The organism is Kitasatospora sp. NPDC022856 (assembly GCF_055561235.1).
Map to the genome: position 1 here is coordinate 113,484 of NZ_JBVHHE010000001.1, position 18,224 is coordinate 131,707.

20 protein-coding genes are annotated in these 18,224 nt (G+C 75.2%); 6 read left to right on the forward strand and 14 right to left on the reverse strand.

What is annotated here, in order from left to right:
- Positions 1–29: 29 nt before the first annotated feature.
- Both ACZ34W_RS00515 and ACZ34W_RS00520 read left to right on the forward strand, forming a co-directional pair.
- Positions 30–677, forward strand: a complete 648-nt coding sequence (locus tag ACZ34W_RS00515) for a TIGR03085 family metal-binding protein (RefSeq protein ID WP_329487219.1) — start codon at positions 30–32, stop codon at positions 675–677.
- A 150-nt stretch (positions 678–827) separates the two neighbouring features.
- Entirely contained in the window at positions 828–1,613 is a 786-nt protein-coding gene (locus tag ACZ34W_RS00520) for a VOC family protein (RefSeq protein WP_329487220.1), read from the forward strand.
- Between the two features lie 51 nt (positions 1,614–1,664).
- On the opposite strand, the gene hisF is transcribed toward ACZ34W_RS00520, so the two are convergent.
- The 8 genes from hisF to hisD all read right to left on the reverse strand — a co-directional run bounded on the left by hisF (position 1,665) and on the right by hisD (position 7,550).
- Positions 1,665–2,435: an imidazole glycerol phosphate synthase subunit HisF gene (hisF, locus tag ACZ34W_RS00525; protein ID WP_329487221.1), complete on the reverse strand. Its 771-nt coding sequence runs from the start codon at positions 2,433–2,435 to the stop codon at positions 1,665–1,667.
- Positions 2,432–2,863 carry a Rid family hydrolase gene (locus ACZ34W_RS00530; protein ID WP_329487222.1) on the reverse strand — a complete coding sequence of 144 codons (432 nt, stop codon included), beginning with the start codon at positions 2,861–2,863 and terminating at the stop codon, positions 2,432–2,434. Before ACZ34W_RS00530 ends, hisF begins: the two co-directional genes overlap by 4 nt.
- Positions 2,860–3,585, reverse strand: a complete 726-nt coding sequence (gene priA / locus ACZ34W_RS00535; RefSeq protein WP_465600324.1) for a bifunctional 1-(5-phosphoribosyl)-5-((5-phosphoribosylamino)methylideneamino)imidazole-4-carboxamide isomerase/phosphoribosylanthranilate isomerase PriA — start codon at positions 3,583–3,585, stop codon at positions 2,860–2,862. Before priA ends, ACZ34W_RS00530 begins: the two co-directional genes overlap by 4 nt.
- A 22-nt stretch (positions 3,586–3,607) precedes the next feature.
- Positions 3,608–4,243: an imidazole glycerol phosphate synthase subunit HisH gene (gene hisH / locus ACZ34W_RS00540; RefSeq protein ID WP_465600327.1), complete on the reverse strand. Its 636-nt coding sequence runs from the start codon at positions 4,241–4,243 to the stop codon at positions 3,608–3,610.
- A gap of 79 nt (positions 4,244–4,322) precedes the next feature.
- Positions 4,323–4,475 carry a hypothetical protein gene (locus tag ACZ34W_RS00545; protein WP_329487225.1) on the reverse strand — a complete coding sequence of 51 codons (153 nt, stop codon included), beginning with the start codon at positions 4,473–4,475 and terminating at the stop codon, positions 4,323–4,325.
- Entirely contained in the window at positions 4,472–5,065 is a 594-nt protein-coding gene (gene hisB, locus ACZ34W_RS00550) for an imidazoleglycerol-phosphate dehydratase HisB (protein ID WP_329487226.1), read from the reverse strand. Before hisB ends, ACZ34W_RS00545 begins: the two co-directional genes overlap by 4 nt.
- A 5-nt stretch (positions 5,066–5,070) precedes the next feature.
- Entirely contained in the window at positions 5,071–6,219 is a 1,149-nt protein-coding gene (locus tag ACZ34W_RS00555) for a histidinol-phosphate transaminase (protein ID WP_329487227.1), read from the reverse strand.
- Positions 6,216–7,550 (reverse strand): histidinol dehydrogenase, encoded by a 1,335-nt coding sequence (gene hisD / locus ACZ34W_RS00560; protein ID WP_465600334.1) that lies wholly within the window; start codon positions 7,548–7,550, stop codon positions 6,216–6,218. Before hisD ends, ACZ34W_RS00555 begins: the two co-directional genes overlap by 4 nt.
- 91 nt (positions 7,551–7,641) lie before the next feature.
- Between hisD and ACZ34W_RS00565 the strand changes: the two genes are divergently transcribed.
- Genes ACZ34W_RS00565 through ybaK form a run of 3 tightly spaced genes read left to right on the forward strand, consistent with a single transcriptional unit; the run spans position 7,642 to position 10,556 of the window.
- On the forward strand, positions 7,642–9,258 hold the full coding sequence (locus ACZ34W_RS00565; RefSeq protein ID WP_465600337.1) for an oxidoreductase: 1,617 nt from the start codon (positions 7,642–7,644) through the stop codon (positions 9,256–9,258).
- Positions 9,259–9,300: 42 nt separating this feature from the next.
- Complete coding sequence (locus ACZ34W_RS00570; protein ID WP_329487230.1) at positions 9,301–10,029, forward strand: LON peptidase substrate-binding domain-containing protein; 729 nt, start codon at positions 9,301–9,303, stop codon at positions 10,027–10,029.
- A gap of 32 nt (positions 10,030–10,061) precedes the next feature.
- Entirely contained in the window at positions 10,062–10,556 is a 495-nt protein-coding gene (gene ybaK / locus ACZ34W_RS00575) for a Cys-tRNA(Pro) deacylase (RefSeq protein ID WP_329487231.1), read from the forward strand.
- Between the two features lie 54 nt (positions 10,557–10,610).
- Here ybaK and ACZ34W_RS00580 read toward each other — a convergent pair whose 3' ends face one another.
- From ACZ34W_RS00580 to ACZ34W_RS00605, 6 genes are all read right to left on the reverse strand, one after another.
- On the reverse strand, positions 10,611–11,459 hold the full coding sequence (locus ACZ34W_RS00580; protein ID WP_465600342.1) for a hypothetical protein: 849 nt from the start codon (positions 11,457–11,459) through the stop codon (positions 10,611–10,613).
- 163 nt (positions 11,460–11,622) lie between these two features.
- Positions 11,623–12,435, reverse strand: coding sequence for an ABC transporter permease (locus ACZ34W_RS00585; RefSeq protein ID WP_329487233.1), 813 nt, complete (start codon positions 12,433–12,435; stop codon positions 11,623–11,625).
- Complete coding sequence (locus ACZ34W_RS00590) at positions 12,432–13,433, reverse strand: ABC transporter ATP-binding protein (protein WP_465600346.1); 1,002 nt, start codon at positions 13,431–13,433, stop codon at positions 12,432–12,434. Before ACZ34W_RS00590 ends, ACZ34W_RS00585 begins: the two co-directional genes overlap by 4 nt.
- 149 nt (positions 13,434–13,582) lie before the next feature.
- Complete coding sequence (locus tag ACZ34W_RS00595; RefSeq protein WP_465600350.1) at positions 13,583–14,788, reverse strand: NYN domain-containing protein; 1,206 nt, start codon at positions 14,786–14,788, stop codon at positions 13,583–13,585.
- Between the two features lie 343 nt (positions 14,789–15,131).
- Complete coding sequence (locus ACZ34W_RS00600) at positions 15,132–16,178, reverse strand: aspartate-semialdehyde dehydrogenase (protein WP_465600354.1); 1,047 nt, start codon at positions 16,176–16,178, stop codon at positions 15,132–15,134.
- Between the two features lie 158 nt (positions 16,179–16,336).
- The gene (locus ACZ34W_RS00605; RefSeq protein ID WP_465600357.1) at positions 16,337–17,236 is read right to left on the reverse strand and encodes a 4-hydroxy-tetrahydrodipicolinate synthase family protein; all 900 of its coding nucleotides are present in this window, start codon (positions 17,234–17,236) and stop codon (positions 16,337–16,339) included.
- Positions 17,237–17,308: 72 nt separating this feature from the next.
- Between ACZ34W_RS00605 and ACZ34W_RS00610 the strand changes: the two genes are divergently transcribed.
- Positions 17,309–18,199 (forward strand): LysR family transcriptional regulator, encoded by an 891-nt coding sequence (locus tag ACZ34W_RS00610; RefSeq protein WP_465600360.1) that lies wholly within the window; start codon positions 17,309–17,311, stop codon positions 18,197–18,199.
- The last annotated feature ends 25 nt before the right edge of the window (positions 18,200–18,224 follow it).

The window sequence follows — 18,224 nt, forward strand, 5'->3', positions numbered from 1 at the left end:
GCCCGGGGCCGGGCCCCTAGGCTGTCCGCATGTCGAACCACGCCCTCGCCGAGCGCCACCGGCTGGCCGGACTCCTCGCCGCCGCCGGACCGGACGCCCCCACCCTCTGCGCCGGGTGGACCACCCGCGACCTCGCCGCCCACCTGGTCCTGCGCGAGCACCGGCCGGACGCCGCGGCCGGCATCCGGATCGGCCCGCTGGCCGGCTGGACCGAGCGGGTGCGCACCGGCTACGCCGAGCGCCCGTACGAGGAGTTGCTGCGGACGTTCCGCGCCGGCCCGCCACTGCTCTCCCCCTTCGCGCTGCCCGGCGCCGACGAGGCGGCGAACACCGTGGAGTACTTCGTGCACGCCGAGGACGTCCTGCGGGCGGGCGACCCCTGGCAGGCGCGGCCGGTGCCGCCCGGGCGGGCCGAGGCGCTCTGGCGCCGCCTGCCGCTGCTCGCCCGGCTGGAGGGCCGCCGCTCCCCCGCCCGGCTGGAGCTGTGCCACCCGGACGGGCGGAGCCTGACGGCCGGCCCGGCGGGGGCGCCGACGGTGCGGATCACCGGCGAGCCGGGCGAGCTGGTGCTGTTCGTCCACGGCCGGGGCGCCCGCACCGAGCTGTCGGTGGACGGCCCGCCGGACGCGCTCGCCGCGCTGCACCACCTGTTCCCGCTGCCGGCGGCCCGGGGGTAGGGCCCGGGGGGCGGCCGCGGGGACGTGCCCGCGGCCGCCCCGGCTGCGGATGTCAGTGGCGGGGTGCAGACTCGCAACGGGCCGGGAAGAGGCGCGGCCGCGCCTCCGGAACGCCGCCCGGCCGTCTTTCCGTCGAAGGAGCACCACCTCATGCTCACCACCGACTTTCCCACCGGCTCGCCCTGCTGGATCGACCTCGGCAGTCCGGACCCGGCCGCGGCCGCCGCCTTCTACGGCGCGGTGTTCGGCTGGACGTTCCAGGACCTCGGCCCGGAGGCGGGCGGCTACGGCTTCCTGCAGGCCGACGGCAAGACCGTGGGCGCGATCGGGCCGCTCACCGAGGAGGGTGCGAAGTCCGCCTGGACGACGTACTTCAAGACCGCGGACGCGGACGCCACCGCCAGGGCCGTCGAGCAGGCCGGCGGCACCGTCCGGGCCGCGCCGTTCGACGTCATGGACGCCGGGCGGATGGCCCAGCTGACCGACCCGCAGGGCGCGCAGTTCGCGATCTGGCAGGCCGGCACCACCAAGGGCCTGGACGCGGTGTCCGCGGACAACGCGCTGGTCTGGTCCGAGCTGCACACCACCGACACGGAGGCCGGATTCGGCTTCTACGAGAAGGTCTTCGGCTGGCGCAACGAGAAGTTCCCGGCCCCGGGGATGACGTACCTGGTGCTCTCCCCCGCCGAGGGCGACCTGCGGGCCACCAGCTTCGGCGGCGTCGCCCCGGTGAGGGACGAGGGGCAGCCGCCGTCCTGGACGCCGTACTTCGCCACCGACACGGTGGACGAGCTGGTGCGCCGCGCCCAGTCGGCCGGCGGCACGGTGCTGATGCCCGCCGCGGACGTCCCGGAGGTCGGCCGGATCGCCTGGCTGGCGGACCCGTTCGGCGCGCCGTTCGCCCTGATCAAGGGCGAACCGCGGCAGGACGCCTGAGCGGAGCCGCCCGGGCCGGCCGCGCACGCGGGCGGCCCGGGCGGCGCGGCCTCAGCGGACGGGGTGCCCGGCCGCCCGCAGCGCGTCCTTGACCTCGCCGATCCGCAGGTCGCCGAAGTGGAAGACGCTGGCGGCCAGGACGGCGTCCGCGCCGGCCTCCACCGCCGGGGCGAAGTCGGCGAGCTTGCCGGCGCCGCCGGAGGCGATCACCGGGACGGCCACGGTCTTGCGGACGGCCCGGACCAGCTCCAGGTCGTAGCCGTCCTTGGTGCCGTCCGCGTCCATCGAGTTGAGCAGGATCTCGCCCGCGCCCAGCTCGGCCGCGCGGCCCGCCCACTCGACGGCGTCCAGGCCGGTGCCGCGGCGCCCGCCGTGCGTGGTGACCTCGAAGCCCGAGGCGGTCTCGGTGCCCTCGGGGCAGCGCCGGGCGTCCACCGACAGCACCAGCACCTGCCGGCCGAAGCGCTGGGCGATCTCCCGGACCAGCTCCGGGCGGGCGATGGCCGCGGTGTTGACGCCCACCTTGTCCGCCCCGGCCCGCAGCAGCCTGTCGACGTCGTCGACGGCCCGGATGCCGCCGCCGACGGTGAGCGGGATGAAGACCTGCTCGGCGGTGCGGCGGACCACGTCGTAGGTGGTCTCGCGGTCGCCGGAGGAGGCGGTGATGTCGAGGAAGGTCAGCTCGTCGGCACCCTCGGCGTCGTAGAGCTTGGCCATCTCGACCGGGTCACCGGCGTCGCGCAGGTTCTGGAAGTTGACGCCCTTCACCACCCGGCCGGCGTCGACGTCCAGGCAGGGGATGACACGTACGGCGAGGGTCACGGCTGTTTGCCTTCCAGAGTGCGTGCGAGCCCGGCGCGGTAGGCGTCGAGTTCGACCTCGACCATCATCCGGGAGTCGATCAGGCCGTCGACCACCACCATGGTGGCCGCCGGGCGGGCGGCGTCGAAGAGCGCGCGGTGGGCGCGGCCCACCTCGTCGGCGTCGCGGGAGTGGGTGATGTACATCCGGGTACGGACCACGTCGTCCGTCGTCAGGCCGTACGCGGCCAGGGCCTTGAGGCCCACGCCGAACGCGGCGAGGGTCTGCAGGTACGGGTCGCCCTCGTGCTCGATCTTCCCGTCCACCCAGGCGGTGGAGCCGGCCACGTGCACGTGGTCTCCCGCGGCGACCGCCCGCGAGTAGCCGAACTCGTCCTCCTTGGGGGAGAACCCGGCCACCCGACCGCGTACGACCTGACGTTCCGTCATCCTGAAACCGCCTCCAGGGCCTCTTCGAGGGTGAACTTCTGCTCGTAGAGTGCCTTGCCCACGATGGCTCCCTCGACACCCTCGCCGACGAGAGTGGCGATGGCGCGCAGGTCGTCCAGCGAGGAGACGCCGCCGGAGGCGACCACCGGCTTGTCGGTGGCGGCGCAGACGTCGCGCAGCAGCCGCAGGTTGGGGCCGGTCAGGGTGCCGTCCCGGTTGACGTCGGTGACCACGTAGCGGGTGCAGCCCTCGGCGTCCAGGCGGGCCAGCACGTCGAAGAGCTGGCCGCCGTCGCGGGTCCAGCCGCGGCCGCGCAGGGTGGTGCCGACCACGTCCAGGCCGACGGCGATCTTGTCGCCGTGCTCGGCGATGACCTTGGCGACCCACTCGGGGCTCTCCAGGGCGGCGGTGCCCAGGTTGACCCGGGTGCAGCCGGTGGCGAGGGCCGCGGCCAGCGACTCGTCGTCGCGGATGCCGCCGGACAGCTCGACCTTGATGTCCAGCGCGGCGGTCACCTCACGGAGCAGGTCGCGGTTGCTGCCGGTGCCGAACGCGGCGTCCAGGTCGACCAGGTGGAGCCACTCGGCACCGGCGTTCTGCCAGGCGAGGGCGGCGGCGAGCGGCTCGCCGAAGGAGGTCTCGGTGCCGGAGGCTCCCTTGACCAGGCGGACGGCCTGGCCGTCCCGGACGTCGACGGCGGGGAGCAGTTCGAGGCGGCTCATGATGGTGGCAACTCTCAGATCGTCAGAGGGTGTTGACCCAGTTGGTCAGGAGGGCGGCGCCGGCGGCGCCGGACTTCTCGGGGTGGAACTGGGTGGCCCAGAGCGGGCCGTTCTCGACGGCCGCGACGAACGGCTGCCCGTGCGTGGCCCAGGTCACCAGCGGGGCGTGCAGCCGCGCGCTGTGGACCTCCAGCTCCCAGCGGCGCACCGCGTAGGAGTGCACGAAGTAGAAGCGGGTGTCGGCGTCCAGGCCGGCGAAGAGCCGGCTGCCCTCGGGGGCGTCGACGGTGTTCCAGCCCATGTGCGGGACGACCGGCGCGTCCAGCGGCTCGACGGTGCCCGGCCACTCGTCGCAGCCGGGCGTCTCCACGCCGTGCTCGACCCCCTTCTCGAAGAGGATCTGCATGCCGACGCAGATGCCCAGCACCGGGCGGCCGCCGGCGAGGCGGCGGCCGATGACCTGCTCGCCGCGGACGGCCTTCAGCCCGCGCATGCAGGCCTCGAAGGCCCCGACGCCGGGGACGAGCAGGCCGTCCGCGTCCATCGCGGCCTGGAAGTCCGACGTGACGGTGACGGTCGCGCCGGTGCGCTCGACGGCGCGCTGGGCCGAGCGGAGGTTGCCCGACCCGTAGTCGAGTACGACGACGTTCTTGCCCATGTTCAGGTGTCCAAGTCTCTCGGCTGTTCCGAAGCGGCTCTGTGCGGCGCCGTCCCGCGGGGCGGCGCCGGGGGCGGGTCTACAGCCGCATGAGGCCGGAGGCCAGGCAGAGCACCGAGCCTATGGCGAGCACGGCGATGACGCCCTTCGGGATCTTCTGCTTCCAGAACGAGATGACGCCGCCGGCCAGGAACAGGCCGACGAAGAGGAGGACGATCGCGGACTTGCTCACAGCGCACCCTTGGTCGAGGGGAGGATGCCGACCGCGCGCGGGTCGCGCTCGGAGGCGTAGCGCAGGGCCCGGGCCAGCGCCTTGAACTGGCACTCCACGATGTGGTGCGCGTTGCGCCCGTACGGCACGTGGACGTGCAGGGCGACCTGCGCCTGGGCCACGAAGGACTCCAGGATGTGCCGGGTCATGGTGGTGTCGTAACTGCCGATCATCGGCGCCATCGACTCCGGCTCGGTGTGCACCAGGTAGGGGCGGCCGGAGAGGTCCACCGTGACCTGGGCGAGCGACTCGTCCAGCGGCACCGTGCAGTTGCCGAACCGGTAGATGCCGACCTTGTCGCCGAGCGCCTGCTTGAAGGCGGCGCCCAGCGCGAGGGCGGTGTCCTCGATGGTGTGGTGGGTGTCGATGTGCAGGTCGCCGTCGGTCTTCACGGTGAGGTCGAAGAGGCCGTGGCGGCCGAGCTGGTCGAGCATGTGGTCGTAGAACCCGACGCCCGTGGAGATCTCGGTCCGGCCGGTGCCGTCGAGATCGATCTCGACCAGGACCGAGGTCTCCTTGGTGGTGCGTTCAACGCGTCCGATGCGGGACATGCGGGTTACAGCTCCTGACTGGCCGCGCGCGCGGAGCGCGCCGCCGCGGGGGTGGGGGCGGGCGACGGGAGGGCGGAGCGGACGGCGTCCAGGAAGGCGTCGTTCTCGGCCGGGGTGCCGGCGGTGACGCGCAGCCACCCGGGTACGCCGTTGTCCCGGACCAGGACGCCCCGGTCGAGGATCGCCTGCCAGACGGCGTGGGTGTCCGCGAAGCGGCCGAACTGGACGAAGTTGGCGTCCGACTCGGTCACCTCCAGGCCCAGCCCGCGCAGCGCGTCGACCAGCCGGTCCCGCTCGGCCTTGAGCCGGCCCACGTACCCGAGCAGGGTGTCGGTGTGCTCCAGGCAGGCCAGCGCGGTGGCCTGGGTGACGGCCGACAGGTGGTACGGCAGCCGGACCAGCTGCACCGCGTCCACCACGGCCGCGTCGGCGGCCAGGTAGCCCAGCCGCAGGCCCGCCGCGCCGAAGGCCTTGGACATGGTGCGGGTGACCACCAGGTTGGGGCGGCCCTCCAGCAGCGGCAGCAGCGAGGCGCGGTGCGAGAACTCGACGTACGCCTCGTCCACGACCACCAGGCTGGGCCGGGCGGCCTGCGCGGCGTCGTAGAGCCGCAGCACCACGTCGGCGGCGACGGCGGTGCCGGTCGGGTTGTTCGGCGAGCAGACGAAGACGACGTTCGGCCGGTGCTCGGCGATCGCCGCGACGGCGGCGTCCACGTCGATGGTGAAGTCCGCGTTGCGCGGCCCGGAGAGCCAGCCGGTGCCGGTGCCCCGGGAGATCAGCGCGTGCATCGAGTAGGAGGGCTCGAAGCCCAGCGCCGTGCGGCCGGGGCCGCCGAAGGTCTGGAGCAGCTGCTGAAGGATCTCGTTGGAGCCGTTGGCGGCCCAGACCTGCTCGCGGGTGCGCGCGAAGCCGGTCGTCGTGGTCAGGTAGGCGGCCAGGCCCTCGCGCAGCTCGACCGCGTCCCGGTCGGGGTAGCGGTTGAGGCCGCGGGCGGCCTCGGCCACCCGCTCGGCGATCCGGGCCACCAGCTCCGCGGGCAGCGGGTACGGGTTCTCGTTGGTGTTCAGCTGGACGGGGACGTCCAACTGCGGTGCGCCGTACGGGGACTGTCCGCGCAGTTCGTCGCGGATGGGGAGGTCGTCGATCTTCACGAGCGGGGAACCGTCCAGTCGCTTTGCCAGTTCTGTTCGTCTCCCACGAAACGTGCCTTGACGGCGTCGCCGTGACCGGGGAGGTCCTCGGCGTCCGCGAGGTTGACGACGTGCGCGGCGATGCCGGCCAGCGCCTCCCGGTCGTACTCGACGACCTGGACGCCGCGCAGGAAGGTCTGCACGGAGAGTCCGGAGGAGTGGCAGGCGCAGCCGCCGGTCGGCAGCACGTGGTTGGAACCGGCCGCGTAGTCGCCCAGCGAGACCGGGGTGTAGCGGCCGATGAAGATCGCGCCGGCGTTGCGGACCCGGTCGGCGACCGCGTGGGCGTCCCGGGTCTGGATCTCCAGGTGCTCGGCGGCGTAGGCGTTCACCACCGCCAGGCCCTGCGTCAGGTCGTCGACCAGGATGACGCCGGACTGCCGGCCGCCCAGCGCCTCGGCCACCCGCGCGCTGTGCTTCGTCCGGGCGACCTGCGTCTTCAGCTCGGCCTCGACCGCCTCGGCCAGCTCGGGCGAGTCGGTGACCAGCACCGAGCCGGAGGTCGGGCCGTGCTCGGCCTGGCTGATCAGGTCGGCCGCGACCTCCGCCGGGTCGGCGCTGTCGTCGGCGAGGACGGCGATCTCGGTCGGACCGGCCTCGGAGTCGATGCCGATCCGGCCCGCGAAGTACCGCTTGGCCGCGGCCACGTAGATGTTGCCCGGACCGGTGACCATGTTGACCGGCTCGCACTCCTCGGTGCCGAGCGCGAACATGGCGACCGCCTGGGCGCCGCCGACCGCGTACACCTCGGTGACGCCGAGCAGCGCGCAGGCCGCCAGGATCGTCGGGTGCACCCGGCCGCCGAAGGCCTTCTGCGGCGGCGAGGTCACCGCGATGCCGGTCACCCCGGCCTCCTGCGCGGGCACCACGTTCATCACGACGGAGGACGGGTAGACGGCGAGGCCGCCCGGCACGTACAGGCCGACCCGGTCCACCGGTACCCAGCGCTGGGTAACCGTGCCGCCCGGCACGACCTGGGTGGTGTGCCCGGTGCGGCGCTGGTCGGCGTGGACGAGGCGGGCGCGGCGGATCGACTCCTCCAGCGCGGCGCGGACCTTCGGGTCCAGCGCCTCCAGGGCCTCGGCGAGCTGCTCGGCGGGCACCCGGGTGGACTCCAGCCGCACGCCGTCGAAACGCTCGGTGATGTCGATCAGCGCCGCGACCCCGCGATGATGCACGTCCTCGGCGATCGGGCGCACCGTCTCCAGGGCGGCCGCGACGTCGAAGTCGGCACGGGGCAGCAGGTCGCGCGGGTCGTCGAGGGATCCGCGCAGGTCGATTCGAGAGATCACGCCACCCAGTGTAAGGAGTGGCCGGAACCGGCGGCCCCGCATTTCAGTCCGTGATACGAAAGGCGAGACGACCGGGGGAGACGGGGGAACGATGGCGGAGCGTGCGCCGGACGGCTGGACGCGGACCGAGCAGGGGCTCTGGGAGGCGTTCCGCCAGGGCGAGGTGTACGACCTGCGGGCCCGCGGCGCCGAACCGGCGAACGGCGCCGGCGGCCGGACCGGCACCCCGCTGGACGACCCCTTCGGCGGTGCGCCCTGGGGCCCCGGGCGCACCGTCCGCGCCGAGGTCCTGGCCCACCTGCTGCTGGACGGCCCGCCGGCCGCCCCCGGCCGGGTCGCCTCGCTCAAGCTGACCGGCGCCCGGGTCACCGGCCCGCTGGTGCTGGCCGGCGGCACCATCGGCCACTACGTCGAGGTACACGACTGCCGCTTCGAGCGGAAGGTCCTGGTGTCCGAGGCCGACGCCGGCACCCTGCGCTTCGTCAGCTGCGCGATCCCTCGGCTGGAGGCCTCCCGCCTGACCACCTCCGGCGACCTGCACCTGGCCCGCTGCCGAATACCGGGCGGCGTCCGGCTCACCGACTCCCGGATCGGCACCGACCTGCTGCTCAACCAGGCCGTCCTCGGCGGCGACCGGTTCGGCCGGGCGCTGTCCGCCGACGGCCTGGCCGTCAGCCAGGACTTCGAGGCGGACCGGCTGGAGTCGCGCGGCGAGGTCAGCCTGCGCTCCGCCCGGATCGGCGGCCGGCTCTCGCTGCGCGGCGCCCAGCTGTACGCCGTCCCGGAGAACCCGAACGCCCTCAACGCCGTCCGGCTCACCGTCGGCCACACCCTGTACCTCAGCGGCTCGGCGGACGGCGGCTGGTCCTCCTCCGGCTCGTACTACGGCTCCGGCTACGGCCAGGTCGTCACGGCCGGCGTGGCTGGCACGCCGTTCCGCGCGCACGGCGCCGTCCGGCTCTCGGACAGCCGCTTCGACAACGCCTGCCTGATCTCCGACGCCGAGTTCCACCTGGGCACGGACGACGAGCTGGCGCTGCGCCGGATCCAGACCCCCGAGCTGCGCTTCACCTGCCGCACCCCGCCCACCGGCAAGGTCTCGCTCTCGCGCGCCCGGGTGGGCAACCTGGTCGACGCCCCGGACTCCTGGCCGCACGGCAGGCACCTCGGCCTCACCGGCTTCACCTACGAGTGCCTGCGTCCGGCCGCGCCCTTCACCGTCCCGCAGCGGATCGCCTGGCTGGAGGGCTCCTCGGTGGAGTTCCAGCCCGAGTCCTACGAGCAGCTGGCCGCCGCCCTGCGCCGCGACGGCGCCGACGACGACGCCCGCGAGGTGCTGTACGCCAAGCAGCGCCGCCGCCGGCAGACCCTGCCGCTGCCGGCCCGGCTCTGGGGCCGGGTCCAGGACGTCACCGTCGGCTACGGCTTCCGCCCCGGCCGGGCCGCGCTCTGGCTGCTGCTCGCCTGGGCGCTCGGCAGCGGCTACTTCGCCGCCCACCGGCTCCAGCCGCTCAAGGCCGACGAGAGCCCGCACTGGAACCCGGTGCTCTACGCGCTCGGCCAGCTGCTGCCGGTCGTCGACCTCGGTCAGCAGGGCTGGAACCCCGGCGGGTTCAGCCAGTGGGTGGCCTCCGGGCTGGTGATCGTCGGCTGGATCCTCGCCACCACGGTCGCCGCGGGCGCGACCCGGATGCTCCAGCGCGGATAACCCGGGCGCGAGGCGGCCGTCCGGGGAACTACGCTGTCGGCCGTGACAGAACGGCTGCCGCTCTTCCCGCTGAACACCGTGCTCTACCCGGGCCTGGTGATGCCCCTGAACATCTTCGAGGAGCGTTACCGCCGTCTGGTCGCCGACCTGCTCGCCCTCCCCGAGGACCAGCCGCGGCGGTTCGGCGTGCTCGCCATCAAGGACGGCCGCGAGGTCGCGCCGGTCCGGCCCGAGGAGGGCCCGGCCGGTCCGCTGGACGGCCTGGGCACCGTCACCGGGGACCCTCTGGAGGCGCTGTACCACGTCGGCTGCGTGGCCGACGTCGCCTCGGCCCAGGAGCAGCCGGACGGCCGGTACGAGCTGCTGGTCACCGGCACCACCCGGTTCCGGCTGCGCTCGGTGGACACCGGCGGCGCGTACCTGAACGGCGAGATCGAGACGCTCGAGGAGCTGCCCGGCGAGGGCGCCGGGGCACTGGCCTCCGGCGTCGAGCGGGCGTTCCGGGCGTACCAGAAGCGGCTGGCCGGCGCCCGCGAGGCCAGCACGGTCGGCCGCCAGGAGCTGCCGGACGACCCGCAGGTGCTCTCCTACCTGGTGGCCGCGGCCTCGGTGTTCGGGACGCCGGTCAAGCAGGAGCTGCTGGCCTGCCCCGACACCGCCCGGCGGCTGACCTCCGAGCTGGAGCTGCTGCGCCGCGAGACGGCGGTGCTCAGCTGGCTGCCGTCGCTGCCCGCGGTCGATCTGACCCGGCAGTCGTTCAGTCCCAACTGACCACGCCCACTCACGCGTTCGAAGAGGTCCCGATGGCCAGGAAGCCGAAGAAGGCCGGCGGGGGAACGCCCGCCACCGTCGCCCTGGAGAACGCCGCGGTGGCGTTCACCGTGCACTCCTACCCGCACGATCCGGCCGCCGCCTCCTACGGCGGCGAGGCCGCCGAGGTGCTCGGCGTGCCGCCCGAGCGGGTCTTCAAGACCCTGGTCGCCGATGTCGACGGGGTGCTCACGGTGGGCGTCGTCCCGGTCGCGGGCCGGCTGGACCTCAAGGCGCTCGCCACCGCCGTCGGCGGCAAGCGGGCCGCGATGGCGGACCCGGCGGCCGCCGAGCGCAGCAGCGGCTACGTCCTCGGCGGGATCTCCCCGCTCGGTCAGCGCCGCCCGCTGCGCACCGTGGTGGACGACAGCGCGCTCGCCCACGCCACGGTGTACGTCTCGGCCGGCCGGCGCGGGCTGGAGGTCGAGCTGGCCCCGGCCGACCTGGTCGGCGTCACCGGCGCGCTGACCGCCCCGATCGGCCGCTGACCGCCGGGGCGCACCGGGCGGGTCCGGCGAAGGCCGCCCCCGCCCGGTGCGCCGTCACGGCGTGCGGCCCTGCGGCGGCCGGCCCTGCGGCGGCTGGTCCTGCGGCGGCTGGTCCTGCGGCGTGCGGTCGCCCGGGTGCTCCCCCGCCGGGCCCGGGTGGAACGACCCGCCGGGCAGCGGACCGGCCGCGCCGGGCGGCCCGACCACCGGCCGCTGCGGGTCGTACGGGCCCGCCCAGTACGGCGGCGGGTCCTCCTCGCGCTTGCCGAAGGCGGCCGATAGCGCCAGCAGCACCACCATCGCGGCCATCGGCCAGGCCAGCAGCGCGCCGTAGGCCCCGAGGTCGATGTCCGCGTCGAAGTGGCCGCCGTTGCCGACCCGCCGCGCCTCGGCGACGAGGTCGCTCGCCGGGCCGAGCCGCCGGCCCAGGCCCCAGGCGCCCACCGAGGCCAGCAGGCCGCCGACCGCGAGGCCGGTCGCCACCGCGATCCCGCCGCCGCGCCGCCGGGTGAACAGGAAGGCGCCGAGCGCGGTCACGATGCCCATGCCCAGCCCGATCAGCACGAAGACGCTGTCCGCCCCGGCCCGCTGCTCGCCCTCCGGGTCGCCGTAGAGGATCTTGTTGCCGTCGACCACCAGCGGCACCTTCGGCGCCAGCCAGGCCCAGAGCACCGCCATCAGCAGACCCAGCGCCAGACAGGCCAGCACCGTGACCGCACCGACCTTCAGCTCGGGCAGCAGCCGCTCCAGCGGCGCCCGCCGGTCCGCGGCCCGCAGGACGGCCTGGTCCACGGGCGGCGGCGCGTACGGGTCCCGGCCGGCGGCCGGACCAGGGGCGGTGGCGTCCGCGTCGGTGCCCGCGGCGGCACGCAGGGGGTCCGGAGGTGTGTTCGGTACGGTCACGGGCCCCATCGTTTCACGACCGCCGCCCGAACGGACCCGCCACCCGTACCGGCCCGCGCCCGGAGCCCGCCCGGCCTGGCGCGGCGGGACCGTCGCACGGGCCCGGGGCTTGACCGGCACCTCCCGCCGCCCGCCGGTGCGACGCGAATCGATCGGAGAAGCCCTAGCGGGTGGTGGCCCGCCGGTACGCCCAGGTGGCCACCGCGAGCGACGCCACACCGACCCCGGCGCAGACCGCCAGGTCGCCCGCCACCGCCGCCCAGTCCGGGTCGGCCGCGAAGGTCCGGGCGAACGCCTCGACGCCGTACGTGGAGGGCAGCAGCTCGCGCAGCCAGAGCACCGGCTGCGGCAGGTTGTCCACCGGGAGCACGCCCAGCAGCAGCGCCGCCGACATGCCGAGCTGCCCCAGCATGGTGGCGATCTCCTGCTTGGGCGCCAGCAGCCCGCAGGCCGCGCCCAGCCCGGAGAGCGCCGCCCCGGCCAGCGGCACCACCGCGAGCAGCACCCAGAGCTGCCCCATCGGCAGCCCGAACATCCAGGCCCCGGCGACGGCCGTCACCAGGGTGCCCGGCAGCGTGAAGGAGGCGTACGCGGCGGCCGCGCCGAGGACCACCGAGGCCGCCGGGACGGGCAGCGTCGCGTAGTGGTCGAGGCCGCCGGTGGCCCGCAGCCGGCCGAAGTACTGGGCCAGCAGGTTGAGCGCGACGAAGGCCACCACCAGCACGCTGGAGCCGGCCACCACCGACCGCGCGGCCGAGGTCTGCCCCGGGTCGACGACGCCCCGCATCATCACCAGGATGCCGAGCGACTGGAAGGTCGCCACGAACAGCAGCGGGATGCGGGCCACCTTGGCCCGGGCCAGCTGCGCCCGGTAGACGGCGGCCAGCGCGGGCAGCAGCCGGGCGGCGGGGGCCAGCGGGGCGGGCCCGCCGGCCAGGGCCCCGGCGGTCTGCGGCGGCACCGAGAGCAGCGTCACTTGGCCAGTCCTCCATGGCGGCCGCCCAGCTTGAGGTAGGCGTCCTCAAGGCTCGGGGTGGCCAGGGTGAAGTCGTCCAGCGCGGCGAAGGCCGGGCCGGTGGTGACGGCGGCGACCAGTTCGCGGGCCCGCTCGGGGCTGGTGCGCACGGTCCAGCGCCGGCCGGTGCGCTCGGCCCGCTCGGCGAGCGCGGCGACGGCGGGCACCGCCATCGGTGCCTCGTCCCGCCAGACCAGGTCCAGCCGGACGTCACCGTCCACCAGTGCCTTGAGTCCGCCGGGGGTGTCGCAGGCGATCACCCGGCCCTCGTCCACGACCGCGACGCGGTCCAGCACGGTCTCGGCCTCGATGACGTTGTGGGTGACCAGCAGCACGGTGGTCCGCCGTTCGGCGCGCCGGCGGTCGACGGCGCTCCAGACCGCGCGGCGGGCGACCGGGTCCATGCCGGTGGTCGGCTCGTCCAGCACCAGCAGCGGCCGCTCCCCCACCAGCGCGGCGGCGAAGCAGGCGAGGCGGCGCTGGCCGCCGGAGAGCTTGGCGAGCGGCCGGTGGGCGAGCGGTTCCAGGGCGAGTTCGGTCAGCACGTCGGCGGCCTCGGCCCGGGCCCGGGCCCGGGTGAGGCCGCGCAGCCGGCCGGTGGTCTCGGCGGCGAGCGCGACGGTCAGCTCGTCCAGCGCGCTGGACTCCTGGCCGAGGTAGCCCAGCAGGCGGGCGGCCCGCTCGGGGTGGCGGACGACGTCGTGGCCGAGCAGCTCGATGGAGCCCGAGTCGGGCCGCAGCAGGCCGGTGAGCTGGCGGACCAGCGTGGACTTGCCGGCTCCGTTCGGCCCCAGCAGCCCGAAGATCTCGCCCTGCCGGACGGTCAGGCTGATGCCGTCGTTGGCCCGGATCTCACCGGCGGCCCCGGTGCCGCGTCCGGCGCGGTAGATCTTGACCAGGTCGCGTACGGCACAGCACGGCGAGGCCTCCCCGGGTGCCCGCCCGGCCGTCTCGCTCATCCGCCCGCCTCGCTCCACCGAGCGGTCGCACCACGGATCGCGTCCCTGTCGACGCTCCGCTCCTTGCCCTCGCTCACGAGCGAAGACTCTACGCGGTGGACGCGGCCGGCCGGACAAGGGGGCCCGGCCGCCCGGGGCCGCGGGGCGGGTCAGTCGTCGACGACGAGGTCCCCGCCCGGCACCCGGCCGGCGAGCTCCTTCCAGAATCCCGCCCGGATGGCGTACCGGTCGTGCTCGTCGATCTGGTCGTCCTTGTGCGCGAGCAGCCCGAACCGGGCCGCGTAGCGGAGCAGCTCGCCGTCGACCCGGTGCGGGATGCGCGGGTAGTCGGGCCAGAGCACGGTGAGCCGTTCGACGTCGCCGAGCCGCTCCGTCCAGCGGCGGGCGAACACCTGGCCGACCTCGTGGGCGTCCCCGCCGATGGTGGTGATGTCCTCCTCGCGGTCGGCCCAGCGCTGCTCGGCGGTGGTCAGCTGGGCCAGCGTGGGCAGGCCGTCCCCGGCGGTGACGGCCTGTTCGGCGGCGGGCCGCTCGACCCAGCCCCGGTCCGACGACCAGCGCAGCACCGGGCCGGTGGGGTGCGCCGCCGTCGTCGGCAGCTGGGGGGTGCGCCCGGCGAGGTCCTTGGGCGTCGGCACGACCTTCAGCGCGGTGGCCGTGCCGGTGGCGCGCCCGTTCGCCACCGGCACCTGCTCGGCCGCGGGGACGGCGGCGGGCCGGGCGCCGGACGCGACGGCGGCGGGCGGGGCGGCCAGGATCTTGGCGATCTCGTGGCGCGGCCCGGGGGCGGGGAAGGCGGTGGCGGTGTCGCGCAGGGTGAACGAGCCCTCGATCCACTCCCGGTCGAGCACCCGCCGCTCGTCCGCCTCGCCGACCAGGTCCTCGGACTGGTTGAAGTCGCCGTCGGCGGCCTGCAGCGCCCAGAGGTGCACGACCACGCCGTGCTCCTTGGCGGACATCATGCCGGGCAGCAGGTCCCCGTCGCCGGTGATCAGCACGACGTCCGCGCAGGCCCGGTTGCGGGCGAGCTCGGAGAGCTCGGCGTGCATCGCGGCGTCCACGCCCTTCTGCACCCAGCGGCCCTCCGCCCTGGTCAGGGCGCCCAGCCGGACGGTGACCCGCGGCAGGACCCGGAGCCGGCGGTGCTCGGGCATCGGGCGGCGGTCGGGGGCGGCGTCGAACCAGTAGATCCGCAGCAGCGGCAGCCCGGTCTCGGCCTCGGCGCGCTCGCGCAGCGCGGTGATGAGCGCGGTGTGGTCGACACTGACCCGGGAACGGCTCGGGTCGCCGGCGAGCAGGCTGGCGGCGGCGCCCAGCAGGTAACCGGCGTCCACCAGGACGACACAGCGGTCCATCGCGCACCTCTTTTCGCTCGCCCTCGGGGATCCGGCGGCGCCGGTGTGCGGCGCTGCCGGGTGGGCGCGGTCGGCCCGGCGCTCGGGCCCGTGGGGTGAGGGTGCCCGTGGCCGCCCGATCGTTGGGTCACCTTTACCCCTGGTTCGCCCGCCGAATCTCGGCGGATGTCGCGGTCCGGCAACATCCGGCGGCGGTGCGGCCGGGGCGCGGGCGAGGTGCGCGCGAGGTGCGGCCGGGGCGCGGGCGAGGTGCGCGCGAGGTGCGGCCGGGGCGCGGGCGAGGGCCGGGAACGCGCGGCGGGCCCCGTCCGAGGACGGGGCCCGCCGGGTGCGACCGCGTGACTCAGCCCTTGAGCTCGGCGGCGACGAGTTCGGCCAGCTGGACGGCGTTGAGCGCGGCGCCCTTGCGCAGGTTGTCGTTGGAGACGAACAGCGACAGCCCGTTCTCCACCGTCTCGTCGACGCGGATGCGGCCGACGAAGCTCGGGTCCTTGCCCGCGGCCTGGAGCGGGGTGGGGATCTCGCTCAGCTCGACGCCGGGGGCGGCGGCGAGCAGCTCGACGGCGCGCTCGGGGCTGATCGGGCGCTCGAAGCGGGCGTTGATCTGCAGCGAGTGGCCGGAGAAGACCGGGACGCGCACGCAGGTGCCGGCCACCTTCAGCCCGGGGATGCCGAGGATCTTGCGGCTCTCGTGGCGGAGCTTCTGCTCCTCGTCGGTCTCGTTGGAGCCGTCCTCGACGATGGAGCCGGCCAGCGGCAGCACGTTGAAGGCGATCGGGCGCTTGTAGACCTTGGGCTCGGGGAACTCGACCGCGGAGCCGTCGTGGGCGAGCGCCGAGGCGCCGTCGACGACCTTGGCGGCCTGGTCCTGGAGCTCGGCCACCCCGGCCACGCCGCTGCCCGAGACGGCCTGGTAGGTGGAGACGACCAGCGCGGCGAGGCCGGCCTCGTCGTGCAGCGGGCGCAGCACCGGCATGGCCGCCATGGTGGTGCAGTTCGGGTTGGCGATGATGCCCTTGGGGCGGTTCGCGATGGCGTCGGGGTTGACCTCGGAGACGACCAGCGGGACGTCGGGGTCACGGCGCCAGGCCGAGGAGTTGTCGATCACGACGGCGCCGGCCGCGGCCGCCCTGGGGGCGAGTTCCCTGGAGGTGGAACCGCCCGCCGAGAAGATCACGATGTCCAGGCCGGTGTAGTCGGCCGTGGCCGCGTCCTCGACGGTGATGTCGGTGCCCTGCCAGGGCAGCGTGCGCCCGGCCGAACGGGCCGAGGCGAACAGCCGCAGCTGCTCCACCGGACCCACACCTCCGGGAAGTCCTGCGCGCTCCGCCAGGATCTCGCGGACCACGCCGCCGACCTGGCCGGTGGCCCCGACAATGCCGATCTTCATTCCGACTACTCCTCTTGATGGTGCTGGTCACAGCCGCCCTCCGCCCATCATGCCTTGTCACCCGGGCGGGGCGACCTGGTATTCCACGGTGTGAGAGCCCGGCCCCGGTCCGACCGGTCCCGCCGGGCGCCGATCCGGCCGGACCGGCCCGGGCCGGACTAGTGGTCCAGACCGGTGGCGAGTGCGAGCGCCACCGCCACCTCGTCCGCCCCCGCCGGCAGCAGCGGCAGCCGGACGTCCGGGGTGGGGATCCGGCCCTGCGCGTGCAGCACGCCCTTGACCACCGCGGGGTTGGGCGCGGCGAAGGCGGCCGTCGCCAACGCGGTCAGCCGGTGCCCCAGGGCCCGCGCCCGCGGTACGTCCCCGCGCTCCCAGGCGTCGGTCAGCTCGACGAACCGGCCGGTGGCCAGGTGGGCCGAGGCCGGGATGCCGCCGGCGCCGCCGAGCGCCAGCACCGGCGCGAGGAAGGCGTCCTCGCCGGACAGCACGGCGAACCCGTCCGGGGCCTGCGCGAGCAGCTCGACGGCCGCCTGGTCCAGCCCGCCGGTCGCGTACTTGACGCCGACCACGCCGTCGATCGCGGCGAGTTCGAGCAGCGCGCCGGCCGACAGCTGCTGCCCGGTCCGGTACGGGATGTGGTAGATGACCAGCGGCACCGCGCTCGCCGCGGCCAGCGCCCGGAAGTGCGCGACCGTCCCGGCCTCGCCCGGGCGGACGAAGGCCGGGACGGTGACCAGCGCGGCCGCCGCCCCCGGCACCCGCGCGCCCAGCCCGGCCAGCTCCTCGGCGGCGGCCCGGGTGTCGGCCCCGCCCGCGCCGACCACCAGCTGGGCGCCGCGATCGGCGCAGACGGCCGCGCAGACGTCGACCACCGCGCGCCGCTCGGCCGCGTCCAGCGTGGCCGGTTCGCCGGTGGTACCGAGCGCGACCAGCCCGGCCGCGCCGTCGTCCAGCAGCGAACCGGCCAGCTTCTCCAGTGCGTCCAGCGCCACCGAGCCGTCCTCGGCGAACGGGGTGACCAGCGGGACGTAGATGCCCTTGAGAACCGTGTGTTCCATGCCCACGATCCTGCGGCCCGGTCATCACTCAGGTCCAGTTCACATTTCTGACGCTTCTCGTAAGCTGGGCCGATGCTCGATGTCCGACGCCTGCGCCTGCTGCGCGAACTCGCCCACCTCGGCACCATCGCCGCCGTCGCCGAGTCGCTCTCGTTCAGCCCTTCGGCGGTCTCCCAGCAACTGTCCGTCCTGGAGAAGGAGGCCGGTGTCCCGCTGCTGGAGCGCACCGGGCGGCGGGTCGCGCTGACCCCGGCCGGGCTGGGCCTGGTCCGGCACGCCGAGGCGGTGCTGGCACGGCTGGAGCAGGCCGGCGCGGAACTCGCCCACGCCAGGGAGGGGCTGGCCGGTCCCCTGCGGATCGGCACCTATCCTTCGGCGGCCCGGGCGGTGATCCCGGCGGTGCTCGCCGAGCTGTCCGGCTGGCACCCGGGGCTGGAGCCGATGGTGGCGGAGGTGGACCCGGCGGACGTGGCGGCGGCGCTGCGCGCGGGCGAGCTGGACGTCGCGCTGGTGCACGAGTACGACCTGGTGCCGACCGACCCGGAGCCCGGCCTGGCGGTGACCCGCCCGGTGTTCACCGAGCCGATGTACCTGGCGGCCCGGGCGGCCGGCACCGTCGCCGAGCAGCGCGCCGCGCCCTGGATCATGGCGCCGCGCGGCACGCTGTGCCACAGCATGGCCGTCCGGGCCTGCGAGAGCGCCGGCTTCGCCCCCGGGATCCGGCACCAGATCGACGACTTCGCGACGGTGCTGGCCCTGGTGGCGGCCGGCCAGGGGGTGGCGCTGGTCCCGCAGCTGGGCACGGAACGGACCCCGCCCGGGGTGGTGCTGACCCGGCTGCCGATGTACCGCCGGACCCGCGCCGCCTTCCGGGCGGGCGCGGGCTCGCACCCGGCGATCTCGGCCTTCGTCTCGGCCCTGCACACCGCCGTCCCGCCCGCCCTCGGCGGCGCGGTGCTCTGAGCTCGCCCCGGGGCGTCTCCCGGGG

Coding starts and splice junctions, on each gene's coding strand:
- ACZ34W_RS00515 (WP_329487219.1), top strand. CDS start 30: ATGTCGAACCACGCCCTCGCCGAGCGCCACCGGCTGGCCGGACTCCTC.
- ACZ34W_RS00520 (WP_329487220.1), top strand. CDS start 828: ATGCTCACCACCGACTTTCCCACCGGCTCGCCCTGCTGGATCGACCTC.
- ACZ34W_RS00530 (WP_329487222.1), bottom strand. CDS start 2,863: ATGACGGAACGTCAGGTCGTACGCGGTCGGGTGGCCGGGTTCTCCCCC.
- priA (WP_465600324.1), bottom strand. CDS start 3,585: ATGAGCCGCCTCGAACTGCTCCCCGCCGTCGACGTCCGGGACGGCCAG.
- hisH (WP_465600327.1), bottom strand. CDS start 4,243: ATGGGCAAGAACGTCGTCGTACTCGACTACGGGTCGGGCAACCTCCGC.
- hisB (WP_329487226.1), bottom strand. CDS start 5,065: ATGTCCCGCATCGGACGCGTTGAACGCACCACCAAGGAGACCTCGGTC.
- ACZ34W_RS00565 (WP_465600337.1), top strand. CDS start 7,642: ATGGCGGAGCGTGCGCCGGACGGCTGGACGCGGACCGAGCAGGGGCTC.
- ybaK (WP_329487231.1), top strand. CDS start 10,062: ATGGCCAGGAAGCCGAAGAAGGCCGGCGGGGGAACGCCCGCCACCGTC.
- ACZ34W_RS00590 (WP_465600346.1), bottom strand. CDS start 13,433: ATGAGCGAGACGGCCGGGCGGGCACCCGGGGAGGCCTCGCCGTGCTGT.
- ACZ34W_RS00595 (WP_465600350.1), bottom strand. CDS start 14,788: ATGGACCGCTGTGTCGTCCTGGTGGACGCCGGTTACCTGCTGGGCGCC.
- ACZ34W_RS00600 (WP_465600354.1), bottom strand. CDS start 16,178: ATGAAGATCGGCATTGTCGGGGCCACCGGCCAGGTCGGCGGCGTGGTC.
- ACZ34W_RS00605 (WP_465600357.1), bottom strand. CDS start 17,236: ATGGAACACACGGTTCTCAAGGGCATCTACGTCCCGCTGGTCACCCCG.
- ACZ34W_RS00610 (WP_465600360.1), top strand. CDS start 17,309: ATGCTCGATGTCCGACGCCTGCGCCTGCTGCGCGAACTCGCCCACCTC.